Annotated in this window: 18 protein-coding genes; 8 read left to right on the top strand and 10 right to left on the bottom strand. The window is 71.0% G+C overall.

Annotated features, from left to right (window positions below):
• Nucleotides 1-55 precede the first annotated feature (55 nt).
• From ACFYNL_RS11915 to ACFYNL_RS11945, 7 genes are all read right to left on the bottom strand, one after another.
• Complete coding sequence (locus ACFYNL_RS11915) at nucleotides 56-508, bottom strand: hypothetical protein (RefSeq protein WP_388800755.1); 453 nt, start codon at nucleotides 506-508, stop codon at nucleotides 56-58.
• Nucleotides 509-621: 113 nt separating this feature from the next.
• Nucleotides 622-2,040, bottom strand: coding sequence for an NAD(P)/FAD-dependent oxidoreductase (locus ACFYNL_RS11920; RefSeq protein ID WP_388800758.1), 1,419 nt, complete (start codon nucleotides 2,038-2,040; stop codon nucleotides 622-624).
• Nucleotides 2,041-2,052: 12 nt separating this feature from the next.
• Nucleotides 2,053-2,859 carry an ABC transporter permease gene (locus ACFYNL_RS11925; RefSeq protein ID WP_388800760.1) on the bottom strand — a complete coding sequence of 269 codons (807 nt, stop codon included), beginning with the start codon at nucleotides 2,857-2,859 and terminating at the stop codon, nucleotides 2,053-2,055.
• On the bottom strand, nucleotides 2,860-3,789 hold the full coding sequence (locus tag ACFYNL_RS11930; RefSeq protein ID WP_388800763.1) for an ABC transporter permease: 930 nt from the start codon (nucleotides 3,787-3,789) through the stop codon (nucleotides 2,860-2,862). It lies immediately after the preceding gene.
• Nucleotides 3,789-4,934 (bottom strand): ABC transporter ATP-binding protein, encoded by a 1,146-nt coding sequence (locus ACFYNL_RS11935; protein ID WP_388800766.1) that lies wholly within the window; start codon nucleotides 4,932-4,934, stop codon nucleotides 3,789-3,791. The genes ACFYNL_RS11930 and ACFYNL_RS11935 overlap by 1 nt, the downstream gene beginning before the upstream one ends.
• 5 nt (nucleotides 4,935-4,939) lie before the next feature.
• Nucleotides 4,940-6,187, bottom strand: a complete 1,248-nt coding sequence (locus tag ACFYNL_RS11940) for a PotD/PotF family extracellular solute-binding protein (protein ID WP_388800768.1) — start codon at nucleotides 6,185-6,187, stop codon at nucleotides 4,940-4,942.
• 86 nt (nucleotides 6,188-6,273) lie between these two features.
• Entirely contained in the window at nucleotides 6,274-7,809 is a 1,536-nt protein-coding gene (locus ACFYNL_RS11945) for a gamma-aminobutyraldehyde dehydrogenase (protein WP_388800771.1), read from the bottom strand.
• Nucleotides 7,810-8,009: 200 nt separating this feature from the next.
• On the opposite strand from ACFYNL_RS11945, the gene ACFYNL_RS11950 reads away from it, so the two are divergent.
• Nucleotides 8,010-8,564 (top strand): NADAR family protein, encoded by a 555-nt coding sequence (locus tag ACFYNL_RS11950; protein ID WP_388800773.1) that lies wholly within the window; start codon nucleotides 8,010-8,012, stop codon nucleotides 8,562-8,564.
• A gap of 308 nt (nucleotides 8,565-8,872) precedes the next feature.
• Here ACFYNL_RS11950 and ACFYNL_RS11955 read toward each other — a convergent pair whose 3' ends face one another.
• On the bottom strand, nucleotides 8,873-9,649 hold the full coding sequence (locus ACFYNL_RS11955; protein ID WP_388800776.1) for a DUF4190 domain-containing protein: 777 nt from the start codon (nucleotides 9,647-9,649) through the stop codon (nucleotides 8,873-8,875).
• Nucleotides 9,650-10,179: 530 nt separating this feature from the next.
• Here ACFYNL_RS11955 and ACFYNL_RS11960 point away from each other — a divergent pair.
• Together ACFYNL_RS11960 and ACFYNL_RS11965 are read left to right on the top strand one after the other, a co-directional pair.
• Entirely contained in the window at nucleotides 10,180-11,241 is a 1,062-nt protein-coding gene (locus tag ACFYNL_RS11960) for an adenosine deaminase (protein WP_388800779.1), read from the top strand.
• A gap of 35 nt (nucleotides 11,242-11,276) precedes the next feature.
• The gene (locus ACFYNL_RS11965; protein WP_388800782.1) at nucleotides 11,277-11,996 is read left to right on the top strand and encodes a glycerophosphodiester phosphodiesterase; all 720 of its coding nucleotides are present in this window, start codon (nucleotides 11,277-11,279) and stop codon (nucleotides 11,994-11,996) included.
• Here the strand turns inward: ACFYNL_RS11965 and ACFYNL_RS11970 are convergent.
• Nucleotides 11,978-13,672, bottom strand: a complete 1,695-nt coding sequence (locus ACFYNL_RS11970; RefSeq protein WP_388800785.1) for a sigma-70 family RNA polymerase sigma factor — start codon at nucleotides 13,670-13,672, stop codon at nucleotides 11,978-11,980. The genes ACFYNL_RS11965 and ACFYNL_RS11970 overlap by 19 nt on opposite strands.
• Nucleotides 13,673-14,032: 360 nt before the next feature.
• Here ACFYNL_RS11970 and ACFYNL_RS11975 point away from each other — a divergent pair, with 360 nt between their 5' ends.
• Complete coding sequence (locus tag ACFYNL_RS11975) at nucleotides 14,033-15,193, top strand: serine hydrolase domain-containing protein (RefSeq protein WP_388800788.1); 1,161 nt, start codon at nucleotides 14,033-14,035, stop codon at nucleotides 15,191-15,193.
• On the opposite strand, the gene ACFYNL_RS11980 is transcribed toward ACFYNL_RS11975, so the two are convergent.
• Nucleotides 15,183-15,716: a hypothetical protein gene (locus ACFYNL_RS11980; protein ID WP_388800791.1), complete on the bottom strand. Its 534-nt coding sequence runs from the start codon at nucleotides 15,714-15,716 to the stop codon at nucleotides 15,183-15,185. The two genes, ACFYNL_RS11975 and ACFYNL_RS11980, sit on opposite strands and share 11 nt — an antisense overlap.
• A 169-nt stretch (nucleotides 15,717-15,885) precedes the next feature.
• Here ACFYNL_RS11980 and ACFYNL_RS11985 point away from each other — a divergent pair, with 169 nt between their 5' ends.
• From ACFYNL_RS11985 to ACFYNL_RS12000, 4 genes are all read left to right on the top strand, one after another.
• Nucleotides 15,886-17,235 (top strand): diacylglycerol/lipid kinase family protein, encoded by a 1,350-nt coding sequence (locus ACFYNL_RS11985; protein ID WP_388800794.1) that lies wholly within the window; start codon nucleotides 15,886-15,888, stop codon nucleotides 17,233-17,235.
• A gap of 120 nt (nucleotides 17,236-17,355) precedes the next feature.
• Nucleotides 17,356-17,817 (top strand): hypothetical protein, encoded by a 462-nt coding sequence (locus ACFYNL_RS11990; RefSeq protein WP_388800796.1) that lies wholly within the window; start codon nucleotides 17,356-17,358, stop codon nucleotides 17,815-17,817.
• A 92-nt stretch (nucleotides 17,818-17,909) separates the two neighbouring features.
• Entirely contained in the window at nucleotides 17,910-18,422 is a 513-nt protein-coding gene (locus ACFYNL_RS11995; RefSeq protein WP_388800799.1) for a hypothetical protein, read from the top strand.
• Nucleotides 18,423-18,624: 202 nt separating this feature from the next.
• Nucleotides 18,625-20,142 carry an NlpC/P60 family protein gene (locus ACFYNL_RS12000; RefSeq protein WP_388800802.1) on the top strand — a complete coding sequence of 506 codons (1,518 nt, stop codon included), beginning with the start codon at nucleotides 18,625-18,627 and terminating at the stop codon, nucleotides 20,140-20,142.
• Nucleotides 20,143-20,155: the final 13 nt, after the last annotated feature.

Here is a 20,155-nt window from a genome sequence, read left to right on the forward strand (position 1 = left end):
TGGAGCGCCCACAACTTGGTCCAGACCAATCGGCCTTGTCAAGGCTTTCCGCGCGTCACCCCTCCCCTTCCGCCGCCAGACCCGCCGCCGCCTCGTGCATGGCCAGTTCGAGCAGTGCCGGGTCGATGAGGGTGCCGGTGCCGTCCGGCGGGACCAGCCAGCGCACCCCGCCACTGGCCCGCCCCGGGTACGGGACGACGATCCAGGTGCCGGATCCGGCCGTGCGGATGCCGGTGCCGAGCCAGCGCGCGGCCGTGCCGGGCGGCACGAAGAAGCCCATGCGCGCGTCACCGAAGTCGACCAGGACCGGGCCGAGCTGGTCGAGGATGCGGGTGAGGACGTCGAGCGTGGGATAGCCGAGTTCGGCGGGCAGGATGAGCACGTCCCAGGCCCTGCCGGCCGGCAGCAGGGCGACCCCCAGGGGGTTGCGCTCCCACTCCCAGCGGCAGGCCTCGGGATTCGGAGCGACGGATGCCAGCCACTCCACCGCCGTCTTCGCCCCTGTCATGACGGTGACCTCCCTTTCTGTCGTGGACGCCGATCGCGTCACGAGGGAGAGGGAGGTCACCCGGCGGGCATTACGCGGGTTCCCGCGAGCAATTCAGAGTGATCTGGATCACATCAACTGTCGAAGCCGAGGCCCAGTCGGTCCATCGTCCTCAGCCACAGGTTCCGGCGGCCGCCGTGCGCGTCGGCGCGCGCCAGCGACCACTTGGTGAGCGCGATACCGGTCCAGGCGAAGGGCTCGGGCGGGAAGGGGAGCGGCTTCCTGCGGACCATTTCCAGCTGCGTGCGCTCCGTGCGCTCCCCCGCCAGCAGGTCCAGCATCACGTCCGCGCCGAACCGGGTCGCACCGACACCGAGACCCGTGAAGCCGGCCGCGTACGCCACCTTGCCCTGATGGGCGGTCCCGAAGAACGCCGAGAAGCGCGAGCAGGTGTCGATGGCGCCGCCCCACGCGTGCGTGAAGCGGATGCCCTCCAGCTGCGGGAAGCAGGTGAAGAAGTGCCCGGCGAGCTTGGCGTACGTCTCCGGGCGGTCGTCGTACTCGGCACGGACCCGGCCGCCGTACGGGTAGATCGCGTCGTAGCCGCCCCACAGGACGCGGTTGTCGGCGGAGAGGCGGAAGTAGTGGAACTGGTTCGCCGAGTCGCCGAGGCCCTGCCTGTTCTGCCAGCCGATCGAGGCGAGCTGGTCGGCGGTGAGCGGCTCGGTCATCAGGGCGTAGTCGTAGACCGGCACGGTGTAGGCGCGCACGCGCTTGACGAGGCTCGGGAAGATGTTCGTGCCGAGGGCGATCTGGCGTGCGCGCACCTGGCCGTAGGGCGTGCGTACGGCCATGCCGGCGCCGTACGGCTTCAGGGTGAGGGCGGGAGTGTGCTCGTACACGCGGACGCCGAGGTCCACGCAGGCCCGCTTCAGGCCCCATACCAGCTTGGCCGGGTTGAGCATGGCGACGCCGCGGCGGTCGTGGAGGCCGGCCTGGAAGGTCGGTGAGTCGACCTGCGCCCGCACCGCCTCTCGGTCCAGAAACTCGATGCCGTCGGCCAGGCCCTTGTCCCGCAGTTCCTCGTACCAGTCGCGCAGTTCCCACGCCTGGTACGTCTCGGTGGCGACGTCGATCTCGCCGGTGCGTTCGAAGTCGCAGTCCAGGGAGTAACGGGCGACCGCCTTCTCGATCTCGTCGAGGTTGCGCGCGCCCAGCTCCTCCAGGGTGTGGATCTCGTCGGGCCAGCGGGCCAGCCCGTTGGGCAGACCGTGGGTGAGAGAGGCGGCGCAGAAGCCGCCGTTGCGGCCGGAGGCGGCCCAGCCCACCTCACGGCCTTCGAGGAGGACCACGTCCCGCCGCGGGTCGCGCTCCTTGGCGAGGAGCGCGGTCCACAGTCCGCTGTAGCCTCCGCCGACGACCAGCAGGTCGCAGGTCTCGGCGGTGGTGAGGGCGGGTTCGGGGTGGGGCCTGCCGGGGTCGTCCAGCCAGTACGGGACCGGCTGGGCGTCGGAGAGCGACTTCGTCCAGTGATTCATGGCGCTTGGGGCCATGATTTCAACTCCCTACAGCGATGCCTTTTGCCTGTTGCGGCGATTACCGATGACCATGGAAGTCAGCACGAACAGTACGGCGACGACGAACATGGCCGTACCGATGACATTGATCTGAACGGGCGTTCCACGCTGGGCCGAGCCCCAGACGAACATCGGGAAGGTGACGGTGGAACCCGCGTTGAAATTGGTGATGATGAAATCGTCGAAGGAGAGCGCGAAGGCGAGCAGCGCGCCCGCCGCGATGCCGGGGGCGGCGATCGGCAGGGTGACGCGGAGGAACGTCTGGACGGGTCCGGCGTACAGGTCCTGCGCGGCCTGCTCCAGACGCGGGTCCATCGACATCACGCGCGCCTTCACCGCCGTCACGACGAAGCTCAGGCAGAACATGATGTGGGCGATGAGGATCGTCCAGAACCCCAGCTGGGCGCCCATGTTGAGGAACAGGGTGAGCAGCGAGGCCGCCATGACGACCTCGGGCATCGCCATCGGCAGGAAGATCAGCGAGTTCACGGCGCCCCGCGCCCGGAAGCGGTAGCGGACCAGCGCGAAGGCGATCATCGTGCCGAGCAGCGTGGCGCCGAGCGTCGCCCAGAACGCGATCTGGAGGCTGACCGACAGTGAGCCGCACAGGTCGGAGACTCCGCACGGGTCCTGCCAGGCGGCGGTGGAGAATTCCTGCCACTCGTAATTGAAGCGGCCCTTCGGCTGGTTGAAGGAGAACACCGTCACGACGATGTTCGGCAGCAGCAGATATGCGAGCGTCAGCAGTCCCGCGATGACGACGAGATTGCGCTTGAGCCATTTGACGAAGGTCATTTAAACCAGATCCTCCGTGCCGGACCTGCGGATGTAGACGGTCACCATGACGAGGATGGCGGCCATCAGGATGAAGGAGAGGGCCGCGGCCGTCGGGTAGTCCAGGATGCGCAGGAACTGCGTCTGGATGACGTTTCCGACCATGCGGGTGTCGGTGGAGCCGAGGAGATCCGCGTTGACGTAGTCGCCGGCCGCCGGGATGAAGGTCAGCAGCGTGCCGGAGACGACGCCCGGCATCGACAGCGGGAAGGTGACCTTGCGGAAGACGGTGCTGGGCTTGGCGTACAGGTCGCCCGCCGCCTCGTGCAGCCGTGGGTCGATGCGCTCCAGCGAGGTGTACAGCGGGAGGATCATGAACGGCAGGAAGTTGTAGGTCAGACCGCACACCACCGCCAGCGGCGTGGCCAGGACGCGGTCGCCCTCGGTCATCCCGAGCCAGCTGGTGACGTCCAGGACGTGCAGCGCGTTGAGGGCTTCGACGACCGGGCCGCCGTCCGCGAGGATCGTCTTCCAGGCCAGGGTGCGGATCAGGAAGCTGGTGAAGAACGGCGCGATCACCAGGATCATGATCAGGTTCCGCCAGCGGCCCGCCCGGAAGGCGATGAGGTACGCGAGGGGGTAGCCGAGGACCAGGCACAGGACCGTCGCCGAGCCCGCGTAGAGCACCGAGCGCAGGAACTGCGGGTAGTACTCGGACAGGGCGTCCCAGTAGGTCGCGAAGTGCCAGGTGACCTTGTAGCCCTCCTCCAGGGAGCCCGTCTGCACGGACGTGGAGGCCTGGTAGATCATCGGCAGCGCGAAGAAGACGACCAGCCACAGGATGCCGGGCAGCAGCAGCCAGTACGGCACCAGGCGGCCGCGTCTGCGGGGCGGCCTCTTCTTCGGGGCGGTCGGGGTGAGAGGCGGGGGCGCCTCGGTGAGCGTCGACATCAGGCGGCCGCCCCCTCGTCGACGCCCGCGTCGATGTCCTGGGCGGCGTCGAGACCGAAGGTGTGGGCGGGGCTCCAGTGCAGGACGACCTCGGCGCCCGGGACCAGGCGGGTGTCGCGGTCGACGTTCTGGACGTAGACCTCGAAGTCCGGGCAGACGGCGCTGTCGACGACGTACTGCGTGGAGACGCCGATGAAGGACGTGGCGGCGATCCTGCCGGTGATGCGGTTGCGGCCCTCCGGTATCCCGCCCGCGTCGTCGGCGTGGCTGAGGGAGATCTTCTCCGGGCGTACGCCGACCAGCACCTTGCCGCCGGTCGTCGTGGGCGCGCTGCACCGCGCCTCGGGGAGGACCAGCTTGCCGCCGCCCGCCTTCAGCACGATGTCGTCGCCGCTCCTGGAGTCGACCTCGGCCTCGATGAAGTTCGAGGTGCCGAGGAAGTTGGCGACGAACGTCGTCCGCGGGTTCTCGTACAGATCGCTCGGTGAGCCGAGCTGCTCGACGCGGCCCGCGTTCATCACGGCGACCGTGTCGGCCATCGTCATGGCCTCCTCCTGGTCGTGCGTGACGTGGACGAAGGTGATGCCGACCTCGGTCTGGATGCGCTTGAGCTCCAGCTGCATCTGACGGCGCAGCTTGAGGTCGAGGGCGCCGAGCGGCTCGTCGAGGAGCAGCACCTTGGGGTGGTTGATCAGCGCGCGGGCCACGGCGACGCGCTGCTGCTGGCCACCGGAGAGCTGGTGCGGCTTCTTGCGGGCCTGCTCGCCGAGCTGGACGAGGTCGAGCATCTCCTCGACCTGCTTCTTCACCGACTTGATGCCGCGCCGGCGCAGACCGAAGGCGACGTTCTCGAAGATGTCGAGGTGCGGGAAGAGGGCGTAGGACTGGAAGACCGTGTTCACCGGCCGCTTGTACGGCGGGAGCGCCGTCACGTCCTGCTCGCCGAGGTGCACCGTGCCGGAGGTGGGCTCCTCCAGACCCGCGATCATGCGCAGGGTGGTGGTCTTGCCGCAGCCGGAGGCGCCGAGCAGGGCGAAGAAGGAGCCCTGCGGCACGGTCAGGTCGAGCGGGTGTACGGCGGTGAAGGAGCCGTAGGTCTTGGCTATGCCGGAGAGGCGGACGTCGCCGCTGGTGTCGTTCGTCATGGTGGTCACGCCCCTGTGAGCTTCGCGAACTTCTCTTCGTAGACCGTCTCTTCCTTCGAGCTCAGGGAGCGGAAGGCGACGGACTTGGCCTGCATGGCCTTGTCGGGGAGGATCAGCGGGTTGTTCGCCGCGTCCTCGTCGATCTTCGCAAGCTCTTCCTTCACGCCGTCCACGGGACAGACGTAGTTGATGTAGGCGGCGAGCTCGGCGGCGGCCTTCGGCTCGTAGTAGAAGTCGATGAGCCGCTCGGCGTTCGTCTTGTGACGGGCCTTGTTCGGGATCAGCATGTTGTCGCTGGACGTCATGTAGCCGCTGTCCGGGATGAGGAAGTCGATGTCCGGGCTGTCGGCCTTGAGCTGGACGACGTCACCGGCCCAGGCGAGGCAGGCGGCGAAGTCTCCGCTGGTGAGGTCGGAGGTGTAGTCGTTGCCGGTGAAACGGCGGATCTGCTTCTTGTCGACGGCCTTCTGGAGGCGGGCGATCGCCGCGTCGTAGTCGTCGTCGCTGAACTTCGCCGGGTCCTTGCCCATGTCGAGCAGGGTCATCCCGATGGTGTCCCGCATCTCGGTGAGGAAGCCGACACGGCCCTTGAGCTTCGGGTTGTCGAGCAGGTCGGAGACCGTCTTCACCTCGACGCCGTCGAGGGCCTTCTTGTTGTAGGCGATGACCGTCGAGATGCCCTGCCAGGGGTAGGAGTACGCCCGTCCCGGATCCCAGTCGGGGTCGCGGAACTGCTGGGAGAGGTTGGCGAAGGCGTGCGGCAGGTTGGAGGCGTCCAGCTTCTGGGCCCAGCCGAGGCGGATCAGCCGCGCCGCGAGCCAGTCGGTCAGGACGACGATGTCGCGGCCGGTGTCCTGGCCCGCCGCCAGTTGCGGTTTGATCTTGCCGAAGAACTCGTTGTTGTCGTTGATGTCCTCGGTGTACTTGACCTTGATCCCGGTCCGCTTCGTGAACTGCTCCAGCGTCGGATGGCGCTTGCCGCTGTCGTCGACGTCCATGTACTCGGTCCAGTTGGAGAAGCTGACGGTCTTCTCCTTCGCCGAGTGGTCCTCGGCGGACGTGCCGCCCTCGGTCTTGCCGGCCGCGGGAATCCCGCAGGCACTGAGCGTGCCCAGGCCGCCCACCGTGAGCGCGCCGCCCGCGGAGGCGCGCAGCAGGGAACGGCGGGTCATCGCGGCCCGGCCGTTGCGGAGGCTGCGCCGCATGGCGGCCACTTGGGCCGGGGACAGGCGGTCGGGCTCGAACTGCTCCATGCGCGTGGTGCCCTTTCGGGAGAGATCGGAAAGGTCGGGGGAGGCCGGTCGCGGGTCGGGCGGCCGGCTGCTCCCGCCTGATCTGGCTATCGGTCCCCGAAGACGGTGCGGTGCCAGTCCTTCCTGGCCACCGCGGTGTTGTCGAACATGACGTGCTTGATCTGGGTGTACTCGTCGAAGGAGTACGTGGACATGTCCTTGCCGAAGCCGGACGCCTTGTAGCCGCCGTGCGGCATCTCGCTGATGATCGGGATGTGGTCGTTGATCCAGACGCAGCCCGCCTTGATCTCACGGGTGGCCCGGTTCGCCCGGTAGACGTCCCGGCTCCAGGCGGAGGCGGCGAGACCGTAGGGGGTGTCGTTGGCGAGCGCGATCCCCTCGTCGTCACTGTCGAACGGCAGGACGACCAGAACCGGCCCGAAGATCTCGCACTGGACGATCTCGCTGTCCTGGGGCGCGTCGGCCACGAGGGTGGGCCGATAGTACGCGCCGTTCCCGAGCTCGCCCTGGGGCGCCTCACCGCCGGTGACCACGCGCGCGTAGGCACGCGCCCGGTCGACGAACCCGGCGACGCGGTCCCGCTGGACGTGTGAGATCAGCGGCCCGAGGTCGGTACCCGGCGCGAACGGGTCGCCGAGCCGGACGCCGCGCATGAGGTCGGCCGTCCGCTCGACGAACTCCTCGTACAGCGGTCGCTGCACGTACGCGCGCGTGGCGGCCGTGCAGTCCTGCCCGCTGTTGATGAGCGAGCCGGCGACGGCGCCCTGGGCGGCGGCCTCGACGTCGGCGTCGTCGAAGACGACGAAGGGAGCCTTTCCGCCCAGCTCCAGGTGGATCCGCTTCACGGTGGCGGTCGCGATCTCGGCGACGCGCTTGCCGACGGCGGTCGAGCCGGTGAAGGAGGTCATGGCCACCCCGGGGTGCCCGACCAGGTGCTCACCGGCCTCTTTCCCGGTCCCGGTGACGATGTTGACGACACCGTCCGGGATCCCGGCGTCGGTGGCGGCCTGGGCGAAGAGCAGCGAGGTGAGCGGGGTGAGCTCGGCGGGCTTGAGCACGATGGTGTTGCCCGCGGCGATCGCCGGGAGGATCTTCCAGGCGGCCATCTGGAGGGGGTAGTTCCAGGGCGCGATGGAGCCGACGACGCCGATGGGCTCGCGGCGGACGTAGGAGGTGTGGTCGCCGGAGTACTCGCCCGCGGACTGCCCCTGAAGGTGCCGGGCGGCTCCCGCGAAGAACGCGGTGTTGTCGATGGTGCCCGGCACGTCGAACTCACGGGTCAGCTTCAGCGGCTTCCCGCACTGCAGGGACTCGGCGCGGGCGAAGTCCTCGGCGCGCTCGGCCAGGACGGCGGCGAAGCGGTGCAGCGCGTCGGAGCGTTCCCCCGGAGTGGCTCCGGCCCAGCCGGGGAAGGCCTCGCGCGCGGCGGCGACGGCGGCGTCCACGTCATCCGCGCCGGCCAGGTCGTACCGGTACACCTCCTCGCCCGTGGCAGGGTCGACGACGGCGTGGGTACGTCCCGAGGTCCCCTTCGCCGGGCGGCCCGCGATGTACTGCGCGCCGTCCGCGAAGCGGTCCTGGGCCGGGAATCGTTCCGGGGTGGCGGTGCCCGGGTTCTGCATGTCGCTCTCCTCCGTGTCCCCGAGGTGGGGCCGGCGTGGCTCAGGCTCGATTTGAGTGCCGATCCTGACAGAGAGGGGCGGCACCAACAAGTGATTCCGTTGTTGCCTTTTGGTTACGCGACGGAATCTGTCGACCAGGTGTCGAGTGGGTCGCGAAAACGCAGGACGGAATGTCGGTGGTGCGTGCCATGCTCGGAGGCATGGCGAAGATCGATTCTTGGGACGTCCTGATCCGGGAGGTCCGCGCGGGGGCGAGGGTCAGGTATCTGCACTTCTGGGGGCACCGGCCGCTGCCCGACAGCCGGGTGGGCGCGAGCTGCCTGAGCCAGTGGTGGCCCTCGCCGTTCACGGTGGACGGGCTCACGTACGCGACGGCCGAGCACTGGATGATGGCCGAGAAGGCCCGGCTGTTCGGGGACACGGAGGCGGAGCGCCGGGTGCTGGACGCCGACCATCCGTCGGTGGCGAAGAAGGCCGGGCGGCTGGTGCGCGGGTTCGACGACGCGGTGTGGGAGCGCGAGCGGTTCCGGATCGTCGTCGAGGGGTCGGTCCACAAGTTCGCCGCGCACCCGGATCTGCGGGAGTTCCTGCTGCGCACGGGGGACCGGGTGCTGGTGGAGGCGTCGCCGGTGGACCGGGTGTGGGGGATCGGGCTGGCGGCTCGGGACGACGGGGCGGAAAATCCCGAGCGGTGGCGGGGTCCGAACCTGCTCGGGTTCGCGTTGATGGAGGCGCGGGAGCGGTTGCGGGCGTAGGGGCCGGGTACGGGGTGAGGCCCCGGGGACTCGGTGGGAAGTGAGGGGTCAGGGGCTCGGCGGCAGGCGGGACGTCAACGGCTCGGTGGCCAGTGGGGCCTCGGGCACCCGGCGGCGGGCGTGGCCTTACGGGCTCGGCGGCAGGCGCGGCCTCAGACACCCGGCGGCACGCGCGGCCCCAGACACCCGGTGGGACGCGGGGTCCTCAGACACCCGGCGGCACGCGCGGCCTCAAGAAACCGGTGGGACGCGGGGCCCCAGACACCGGGCGGCACGCGCGGCCTCAGGCACACCCGGTGCCGGTATGGCTACAACGCCGTCGAGAACACCAGCGCCAGCATCCCCAGTCCGAGGACCACACCGGCCGCGCCGCAGATGATGCCGGCCAGGGCCTGGCCGGGGTTGGTCGCCTCGCCCCGGCTCGCCTTGACCCGTCCGATCGTCCCGAAGATCAGGGCGAGGATGCCCACGACGATCGCCACCGGCCACAGACAGAAGATCACCGCCGAGATGATCCCGAGCACGAGCCCGGCCGTGCCCATCCCGTTGTTCGGCGGGGGCTGCAGACCGGGCCAGCCGTAGTAGCCTCCGGCGTTCGCCGGCCCCGGCGGGTAGCCGTGCCCGCCGGGATAGCCGTGCCCGCCGGGATAGCCGTACGGCACCTGGCCGGGACCGTCCGGTCCGATCGGCGGCGGAGGGACGGGCTCCCCATGAACCACGTAGGGGCCCGGCGCCAACGGGGGCGCGAAGGGGTTGGCCGGTGAGCCGTGGGCGGTCGCCGACGAGGGCCCCGGAGGCGCGAACGGGTTGCTCGGTGAGCCGTGCGGAGTCACCGACACCGACCCCGGAGGCGCGAACGGGTTCGACGCCGAGCCGTCCGCCGTCGCCGACGTCGGCCCCGGAGGCGCGAACGGGTTGCTCGGTGAGCCGTGCGGAGCCGCCGACACCGACCCCGGAGGCGCGAACGGGTTCGACGCCGAGCCGTGCGGCGGTGCGGTCATGTCCGCTCCCGCCGACGGATGCGTCCAGGGCGAGGCCGGCGGTACGGCGTCCCGCGGTGTGGGCGGCACGTCGGTGGACGGCATGGACGTGACCGTCGGCTGGTCGTGCACGGAAGGCGCGGACCAGGACGGTGGCTGCTGCGAGGCCATCGTGTGCCCGGCGTCGGAGGGGGCGGCGGGTTCGGGGGCCGTGCCGGAAGGTGCCGGCCCGCTCGTCGGTGGGAGCGACCGAGGATCCGCCTGCGGACGCGGCTCCGGTTCACCCGGCACCGCTGCGCCCCGCGAGCCCGCTGGCTTCTTGTCCAACGACGTCTTCGGCCCCTCCCCCGCACCACCCCGCGGTGAAGCCGGCCCCGCCGCGGCCGTCTCCTCCGACGACCCCGAATCCCCCGTCACCCCAGAACCCCCCGATCCCCCGGTACATCCGGCGCTTTCGGCGTCCGTTCGTCGTCGGACATGCGCAGGACCCCCTCAGTCGTACGTGCCGTCATGCTAAGGCCCCGGCTCGGGCGTCACCGTCCCGGCCTACGATGATCCCGAGTCACCGATCAGCCGATCACCCGCGTCCCGCCGCCGGTACACCCGGCCCAGGACGCCGTTCCCGGGGAGGAACCTTGACCGACCGTCTCGTCGACCCGCACACCCCGCGCGATCTGAAGGCGTTCATCGCCGGACTGCCCAAGGCCGAACTGCACGTCCACCACGTCGGCTCCGCCTCCCCCCGCATCGTCGCGGAACTGGCCGCCCGCCACCCCGACTCCAAGGTTCCCACCGACCCCGAGGCCCTGGTCGACTACTTCACGTTCACGGACTTCGCCCACTTCATCGACGTGTACCTGTCCGTCGTGGACCTGATCCGCACCCCGGAGGACGTACGGCTGCTGACCTACGAGGTGGCCCGCGACCTCGCCCGCCAGCAGGTGCGCTACGCCGAGCTGACCATCACACCGTTCTCCTCCACGCGCCGCGGCATCGAGGCGGGTGCCTTCATGGCGGCCATCGAGGACGCCCGCAAGGCGGCCGAGGCCGATTTCGGAACCGTCCTGCGGTGGTGCTTCGACATTCCCGGCGAGGCCGGCCTGGAGGCCGCCGAGGAGACCGCGCGGCTCGCCACCGACGACCGGCTGCGCCCGGAGGGCCTGGTCTCCTTCGGGCTCGGCGGGCCCGAGATCGGCGTGCCGAGGCCCCAGTTCAAGCCGTACTTCGACCGCGCGATCGCCGCCGGCCTGCACTCCGTGCCGCACGCCGGTGAGACCACCGGCCCGGAGACGGTCTGGGACGCCCTCACCCATCTGCGGGCCGAGCGCATCGGGCACGGCACCAGCTCGGCGCAGGACCCGAAGCTGCTCGCGCACCTGGCCGAGCACCGGATCCCGCTGGAGGTGTGCCCCACCTCCAACATCGCCACGCGCGCGGTCAGCACGATCGACGAGCACCCGGTGAAGGAGTTCGTCGAGGCAGGAGTCGTCGTCACCATCAACTCCGACGACCCGCCCATGTTCGGCACCGACCTCGACAACGAGTACGCGGTCGCCGCCCGCCTCCTCGACCTGGACGAGCGTGGCCTGGCCGACCTCGCCAGGAACGCCGTGGACGCGTCCTTCCTCGACGAGCCGGGAAAGGCCCGGATCGCGGCCGAGATCGAGGCCTACACCACCGACTGGCTCGCCGGCTGAGGCCACCGGGTCACCCGGGCCACCACAATGTCCCCATGCAGAACGTGACCGCCGTCGCCCACCGAGGCGACCCCTACCGCGTCCGCGAGAACACGCTGGACTCACTGCGCTCCGCGCTCGAACTCGGCGCGGACGCGGTGGAGATCGACGTACGGCTCACCCGGGACGGCGTGCCGGTGCTGTTGCACGACCAGACGCTGAAGCGGCTGTGGGAGCTGGACCGGCCGCTGCCGGCGCTGTCGGCGGCCGAGGTGCGGGGGCTGACGGCGGGCGGGGTGCCGACGCTGCGGGAGGCGCTGGCGGCGTGCGGCGGGAGCCGGGTGATGCTCGACCTGCCGGGTACGCCCGATGTGCGGGCCGCCCGGCGGGTGGTGGACGTCGTGCGCGAGTGCGGTGCACAGGACCGCGTGTACTACTGTGCGGGCGCTCCCGCCATGCTCGCGGTGCGGGCCGCCGACCCGGCCGCCGAGATCGCCCTGACCTGGACGACCTCGGCCCCGCCGCGCCCGGTGCTGCTGGACGCGGTACGCCCGCGCTGGCTCAACTACCGCTTCGGGCTGGTCGGCAGGGCGCTCGCCGAGCGCGTCCACCGCAGCGGCCACCTGCTGTCCGTCTGGACCCCGGACACCCGCCGCTCCATGCGCCGGCTGCTGGCCCTCGGGGTCGACTCGATCACGACGAACCGTGTCGACGTCCTGCTCGGCCTGCGCACCGCCTGGTCGGGGCCGCGGGACCGCTACACGCGCGAGCGCTGAGGCACCGTGGCCGGGTCGGCCGGTGTCCCCCGGGTCACGTACTGCGGGACCGGGGCGGTGTCCTCGCCGTCGTCGCGGACCAGGCCGTAGCGGACGGCGCCCTGCGCGGGGCCGTACCGCACGTCCTCGTTCGCCTCGGCCCAGGTCGAGGGGAAGACGGTCAGGCCGTAGTCGCAGCCGCGCTCGTTCTGGGTGAGGACGACCGTGCCGTCCAGATAGAAGTACTCGTTCTGCCACATCTGCTGGGTGCCGTCCGGCAGGACCGCGTAGCCGATGCCGGGGCCGCCCATGCCGGTGACGTAGCCGCGGTCGGAGCCGTCCCCGACGACGTCGTCCATGCGGCGGCCGCCGCCGGAGGCGACATGGAAGAGCTTGCCCCGCAGACCGGTCCACGTCGGCATGACCAGCGCGCCGGGGCGGGAATGCGGCGAGATCTGCCAGCGCACCAGGACGTAGCCCTCTCCGCTGAGCGTCACGCTGTCGCCGCGGTGCTGCATCACGGCCTGTCGGCCGCCGGTGCTGGTGATGCCGGACTCGGGACGGCGTGGGAGGGCCCTGGGCGGGGTGCCGGGTGCGGGGGCGCGGTCGGCGGTGTCGACGACCGTGCCGTACGGCTCGACCTTCCGGGTCACCGACGGCGACGGTGAGGGCAGGGCCGGCGGCGACAGACGGGGTGTCGGCGACGGCGAGGGAGCCGCGCCCGGTGTCGTGGGGGCGGTCGCACGCGGTGGGGTGTGCGGGGTCTGCGTGACGACGTACGCGCCGCCCGCGACCATCGTCGCGCCGGCCGTCACCGCCACGGCGGGCTGGGTGAGCGCGGCCATCACCTTGGCCGACCAGCCCACGGACTTCGCCGTGGCGACGGCCGCGGCGGCCGTCTTGCCGCCGAGGGCGAGCGACAGGGTGAAGCCGACCGGGACGGGGACGAGCGCGATGCCGACGAGGAGCCGTTCCGCCGGTACGACCAACTCGCGGGTGCCGCCGCAGTAGCCGCAGCCCCGGATGTGCCGGGCCAGTCGCTTGCGCCAGACCGAGTCGGGGCGCCCGGTCCAGCGGGCGGTCAGCTCGCGCAGGTCGGGGCAGGCGCCGTCCAGCGCGCGGACGATTCCGCGGGCGGTCTCCAGCCGTTCCTTCACGCGCTGGACGCGCACCGCCGCGTGCTGCCTGCTGATCCCGGCCGCCGCGGCCAGTTCGCGCCGGGTCAGCTCGCCCGCCACCTCCAGCCACCACAGCGACAACAGCTGGCGGTCCTCGTCGTCCAGCCAGCGCACGGCCTGCGCGACCTCGCGCCGCTGCCCCTCCAACTGGAGTCGCAGCACGGTGAGTTCGGCGGAGTCGGTGGCCTCCTGCGCGGCCGACTCGTCGAGGCGGGCGGGCTGTCTGCGCCGCGCCCGGTCCCGTATCTGCCGCATCGCGATGGCGACGAGCCAGGAGCGGAAGCTGTCCGGGTCGCGCAACGAGCCGAGGTTGTCGACGGCGCGCAGCATGGTCTCCTGGACGACGTCGTCGACGTCGGCGTGGCCGTTCAGGGCGCGTCCGACGACGTTGTAGACCAGCGGCAGCCAGCCCTCGACCAGTTCGTCCAGCGCCTGCCGGTCACCGGCCTGCGCCGCCGCGATGGTGGAGCGCCACTGCCGGACGGCCCCCTCGTCCACGTACGTCCTCTCCCCGGTCATCCGCTACCCGTACGCACCTTCTCAGCCCGACCGGCACCACCGGCCATATCGGAGATCACATTCCGTTTCCGGAGTGGAGACGCGGTGGAGAAGGCGGCGATAACACTTTTCTGCGACGGCCCCGCTCCACCGCCGGCCCCTGGGGCGGCGTCCCTCCGCGGCGCGGGCCGTGTCCCTCCGTGGCCCGTACGGGCGATCCCTGACAACACCCTTGCCCGGTGGAGCACTTGCTCCGGGACACCCCAGGGGCGCGGCCCCTCCCTACCGACGATTCGGCCGGCCCGGGGACGACGCGACGATGATCACGCACCGTCCACCGGACGCTCGCACCGCGCATCCCGTCGATTTCAGGAGCAGTTGATGCCCGTACGCCCCCTGCCCGCCCTCCTCACCTCCGCGCTGATCCTGACCCTGACGGCGCTGCCGCTGGCCGGGACGGCCTCCGCGCGGCCCGCGTCCTCGTCGTGCAGCACGCAGGCGATCGAGGCGGCCCCGAAGGAAGGACCCGACGTCAAGGCCCTGTGTGCCGCGCTCGCCGGACTGCCCGACAAGGACGCGACGGCCGCGCTGGTCCGCGTCGGCGGCAAGGGGAGCTGGCACGGGGTGGCCGGGGTGCGGGATGTGAGAACCGGGGCCCCGGCGCTGGAGAACGCCCGGTTCCGTGCCGGTTCGACGACGAAGGTCGTGACCGCGGCGATCGCGCTGCAGCTCGCCGCCGAGAAGCGGATCTCCCTGGACGGCACGGTGCAGGAGTACCTGCCCGGACTGCTGACCGAGGAGTTCGAGCCGATCACCGTACGGCAGTTGCTGAACTTCACCAGCGGTCTCCAGCCCGGGGCGTCGCTCGGTGACACCACCGAGGACATGTACCCGCACCGCTTCGAGACGCTGACGCCCGAGGAGGTCGTCGCCGCGTCGGTCGCCAAGGGCCCGGACCCCGACCACGGCCCCGGTGAGCACCAGAGCTACGGCAACATCCACTACACGGTGCTCGCCATGCTGATAGAGAAGGTCACCGGCGACTCGTACGCCCATCAGGCGTCCGTACGGATCTTCCGGCCGCTCGGCATGCGGCACACCTCGTTCCCCGACGGCCCCGACCCCCGTGTCCACGGTCCGCACAACCGGGGGTACGACTGGATCGACGGCGAGTTGCGGGACGTGACCGACTGGAACATGTCCGACCGATGGGCCGCGGGGGACATGATCTCGACGACCGCGGACCTCGAAAGGCTGCTGGTGGGGGTGTTCCGCGGGCGGGTGGTGCCCGAACCGCAGTTGAAGGAGATGTTCGCGGTGCCGGACGTACCGGGCGCCACGATGGCCGCTCCCTTCCGGCCGTACGAGGTGAACGGCCGGAAGGTCTGGGCCAAGACGGGATCCCGGCCCGGGTACCACACGGTCGTGGCGGCCACCAGCGACCTGTCCCGCACGGTGGTCTACTCGGTCAACTCCACCGACGCCCGCGGCGACGGCGAGGCCATCGCCATGCGCTTCGCCTTCCCCGCGTTCAACCGCTGACGGCGACGGCGGCCGGGGTCGCGGGCGACCGGGTCAGCGCCTCCAGCCGCTTGATCTTCTTGCGTACGACGTACAGCGGGATCACCCCGAAGACGCCGAACGCCATGTCGATCACCGTCCACCAGAAGGGGATGCCGCGGACGGGGCCGCAGATCAGGGCGAGCGGGACGATGCCCGCGCAGGCGATCATCCCGAACTCGACGACCCAGATGTTGCGGACCGGGTCGCGGTAGGGGCCGTAGAAGGCCACCGCGATCACGAGGTGGGCGAAGGCCAGCCAGTCGGTGCCGTAGAGGAGGAAGGGGTAGTCGGCGTCGGCGGTGTCGAGGCCGCGCCGGACCCGCTCGATCCAGTCCATGAGGCCGGGGAGGTGCTCCGGTGCGGACAGGCCGCGCAACAGGTCCTCGGTCCAGCGCAGTTCGTGGACGAGGGGGAAGGCCGTGGCGCCGCTGAGCACCAGGCAGACGACGAAGAAGACCAGCCAGACGCGGATGCCCTTGAGCAGGGCGGCTCTGTCGCTCATGCGGGGTAGCGTACGCCCACTGTTGAACATGTTCAAAAGCGGTTCCGGGGTCGTCCGGTCGCTCCCCGGCCCTTCCCGCCTCGCCCTTTGCCGCCTCGGCACCTCCCGCCTCCGCCGTCCCGCCCGTTCATGGGCCGGCCCTACGATGTCCGCGGCGGACGGAGGAGTCATGGGCTTGGACCTGAGCGATCGGGCCTACCGCGAACAGCGGTGGGCGGCGCGGACGGCGTTGGCCGCGGCGGCGCTCGCGCTGCTCGTGCCGCTCGCCTACGGCGGGATCGGCGGCGTCCTGCTGCTGGTGGCCGGCGCCGCCGGACTGGGCGTCAGCGCGGTGGCCGCATGGTGGACCCTCACCCTTCGCGGCCCGGTCCGCTGGGTGGCGGCCGCTTGGGCCGTGGCGCTGCCGGCCGCCCTGGTCGCCCTGTTCGCGGCCACCCTGTCCTGGACGCTGCCGACATCGGTGGCGTTGTGGGCGGTGGCCGTCTGGAGCGGCCGGCACGCGCTGCAGGGCACCGGCAGTCCCCGGGTGCGCGTGATGCGGGAGCGGAAGGCCGCACGGGCTCTGCGCCCGTACCTGATCATGAATCCGCGCTCGGGCGGCGGGAAGGTGGGCCGTTTCGCTCTCAAGGAGAAGGCCGAACGACTCGGCGCGCACGTCGTCCTGCTCGACCCGGACCAGCACCAGGACGTCACCGCCCTCGCCCGCAAGGCCGTGGCCGACGGGGCCGACCTGCTGGGCGTCGCGGGCGGTGACGGCACCCAGGCGCTGGTCGCGGCGGTCGCCGCCGAGCACGGCCTACCGTTCCTGGTGATCAGCGCGGGCACCCGCAACCACTTCGCCATGGACCTGGGCCTCGACCGCGACGACCCGTCACGTTGCCTGGACGCGCTGACCGACGGTGTGGAACTCCGCGTCGACCTCGGCTTCGCCGGGGACCAGCCCTTCGTCAACAACGCCTCGTTCGGGGCGTACGCGGCCATCGTGCAGAGCCCCGGCTACCGCGACGACAAGATCGGTACCAGTCTGGAGCTGCTGCCCGACCTGCTCACCCGACAGCAAGGGCCGCTGCTGACCGCCCACGCGGGCGGCAAGACGCTCACCCACCCGCACGCCGTGCTGGTCAGCAACAACCCCTACCGCACCGACGACCCCTTCGGGCTCGGCCGCCGTGACCGTCTCGACGCCGCCGTCCTCGGTGTGCTCGGCATCAGGGTGGACAACGCCGCCGAGGCCGCCGCACTCCTGCTGGACTCCGCGCCGGGCGGCCTCACCATCCTCACCGCGACCGAGGTGGTCATCGAGGCCGACCGGCCGCAGATCGAGGCCGGCGTCGACGGCGAGGCCCTCGTCCTGCCCGCCCCCGTCCGCTGCCGCGTCGTACCCGGCGCCCTGCGCGTCCGCGTCCCCCGCCACCGCCCCGGCGTCCCGGAGCGCGGCCCCCGTCTGGACTGGCGCCGACTGCGCAAACTGGCGGCCACGGTGGGCCGCACGGCCGTGCATCGCCGGTCCTACCTCTGACTCGCCGTTTCCCAACGCTCGGGCAACGGGAAACCCCGGGGAAACCCCTGGTCGCCGTACGTCCCCGACGACAACGTGAGCCGCGTCGAACCATCGGTACTCACGTAAGGGTCTGGGCCAGTGATCAGTAGGAAACGCAAGGGCTTCTCCGCGACGACCGCCGCGGTGCTGCTCGCGGGCGGAATGACGCTTCTCGGGCCGGCGAGCGGCGCGCAGGCCGCCGCGTCCGACTGCGAGGGCGGCAGCAAGGGCTTCATCGACATCTCCGACAACGCCTACGACACCATGGCCCGCCAGGTGACGCTGTACTCCGAGGGCATCAACATCAGCCTGCAGTACGGCAACATCCGCGGTGTCCAGCGCGGCTGGGCCCTCATCGCCGGTGACGTACAGCCGGGCAACCAGGTGTGGATGGACTGGTCCCAGGACGGCGGCCATAACTGGCTCCAGTGCGGCCCGTTCACCTCGCGGAACGGCGAGAACAAGACGAGCGCGGCCCAGCGCACCAGCAACGACCCCAACTGGAAGTTCCGCGCCTGCGGTTCGACCCGCTCCGGCATCCACTGCACGTCGTGGTGGTAGGCCGACACCCGGCCACGCCCGCGTCCGCGCTCTCGTCCACATCCCTGTCCCCGTCCCCGTCCGACGTCCGTGACGCACCCCTGGAGAACCGCGTGAACATGCGCGTGAACATGTCCCGTACCGCTCTCGCCCTCGCGTCGGCCGCCTGTGTGCTGGCCGTGGGCAGCCCCGCGCTCGCGGCCGGCACCGCACCCACCGCCACGACGACCCACTGTGTGCTCGTCCTCGACGAGGTGAAGGCCGGCGAGAGAGTCTCCGACGTCAGCTCGTACAAGTGCTTCAAGGGCGCCGATGCCTCCGCCCGGGCCGCGGCGGCCGCGCCGCGCGCGCAGACGGAGCTGATGACCTGGGCCGAGCACGCCGACTACGGCGGCACGTACACCAAGGTCTACGGCAGCGCCGGGCCCTGCGACTCCGCGGGCTACAGCTTCAGCCCGAACAGTTACTGGTCGACGCATCTGTCGTCGTTCCTCCTCGACGGCGGCTGCAACCGGTCGTTCCTGAGCGGCCCGCGGGGCAACGGCTCCTTCAGCAGCCGTTCCGTGTCCTACGTCGGCGACACGCTCAACGACGCGGTGAGTTACATCAAGATCTGGCGCGGCTGAGCCGACCGGAGCGGGGGAAGGAACAGGGGTTTCCCGGTGATCGCCACAAGAGGCAACAGGAAACCCCTGGTCCTCGCCCGTTCGCCGAGGCCACGGTGAGGCCTGTCCTGCTTGCTTCCCCTGAGCCACACGGGGGTCTGATCGACGCGGTCCGGACTGTCGGCGCCACGAGACCGTGGCCCGGCCGCGAGAGGAGAACCGGATGAGAACACTGCGCCGGGGAGCGGGGCTGGTCACCATATTGGTGACGACCCTCCTCCTGGCCCTCCTCCCGACGACCGCCGCCCAGGCGGCCGGCAGGGGGGAGCAGAACTGGTGCGCCGTGCAGGGCATCGCCTCGCCCGAGGCGCGCCGTGCCATCGACGCGGCCTGCGCGGAATGGCGTGCGCGCACGCTGTACACATGGGGCGGCGGTCACGGACCGGCGCCGGGCCAGAGTTACGGCACGCTGGACTGGAAGACCCTGGAAGGCATCAGGGAGACCCAGCTCGACCCCCAGACCCGTGGCTTCGACTGCTCGGGCCTCGCCCGCTGGGCCTGGTACAAGGCGACCGGGCGCGACATCCTCGGCGGGGGTACGGCCTATGACATGTACGTCGGCGCGGGACGGACGTACCAGCAGGTCAAGGGCGCCGGCGGAGGCAAGCCGGCCGTGTCCGACATGGAGCCCGGCGACCTGGTGTTCACCGCGGTCGGCGGCAGGGTGGAAAAGATCAGCCACGTGATGCTCTACCTCGGGGACGGCTATGTCGTCGAGGCCTACCAGTCGCAGAAGCCGATCCGCGTGATCGACATCGAGTCCCGCATCGACGACAACCGTCTGGTCGGGGTCACGCGGATGCCCCAGGGCAGCCCGTTCACGGAGCCCACGGGCTACGACGGCACGCTCCAGGCGACCTGGGGCACGGACGTCGCCGTGCGCCGGCACCCCAACCTCTCGTCGGCCCTGGTGACCCGGCTGTCCGGACCGGACATCGTGTACGCCAAGTGCCAGCAGCGTGGGGAGCGCGTCACCGCCGAGGGCTACACCAACGACGCCTGGACGTATCTGTCCAACCGCGGCGGCTGGATCAGCAACATCTTCCTCAAGGGACCGGCCTGGCTGCCGGAGGTGCCCACCTGCTCCGGCGCCGACCACGACTCGGAGATCGGCCCCGGCGGAGGAGGCAACGCGACCCAGGGCGGCACGTACGGCACCTGGGGCACGGGCGTGGCGATCCGTTCCCAGCCGTCCACCACCAACGGGACCACGGTGGCCCGGCTGGCCGGTCCGACCTCGGTCGCCGTCAGCTGCCAGATGCGCGCCCAGACCGTGACGTCCGAGGGGTACACCAACGACGCCTGGTCCTATCTTCCGCAGTACGGCGGCTGGATCACCAACATCTACATGCAGGGTGACGCCTGGCTCGCGGGTGTCCCGGCCTGCGACGGCAGGGGCACCGCGACGCCGGTCGGCGCGCACGCCCACAGCACCTGGGGCACCGGGGTGACGATCCGGAGCACTCCCTCCACCAGCGCGGGTGTCGTGACCCGGCTCTCCGGTCCGACCGGGGTGGCGGTCTCCTGCCAGAAGCACGCGGAGTCGGTCACGGCCGAGGGGTACACCAACGACGTCTGGTCGTATCTCCCCGAGTACCAGGGCTGGATCAGCAACATCTACATGCGGGGGGACGCGTGGCTGGACGGAGTCCGCAACTGCGTGCCCCCGGGGGCTTCCTGACCGGCCGCGCCGG

Source organism: Streptomyces sp. NPDC007808 (assembly GCF_042868655.1).
Taxonomy (GTDB): Bacteria; Actinomycetota; Actinomycetes; order Streptomycetales; family Streptomycetaceae; genus Streptomyces.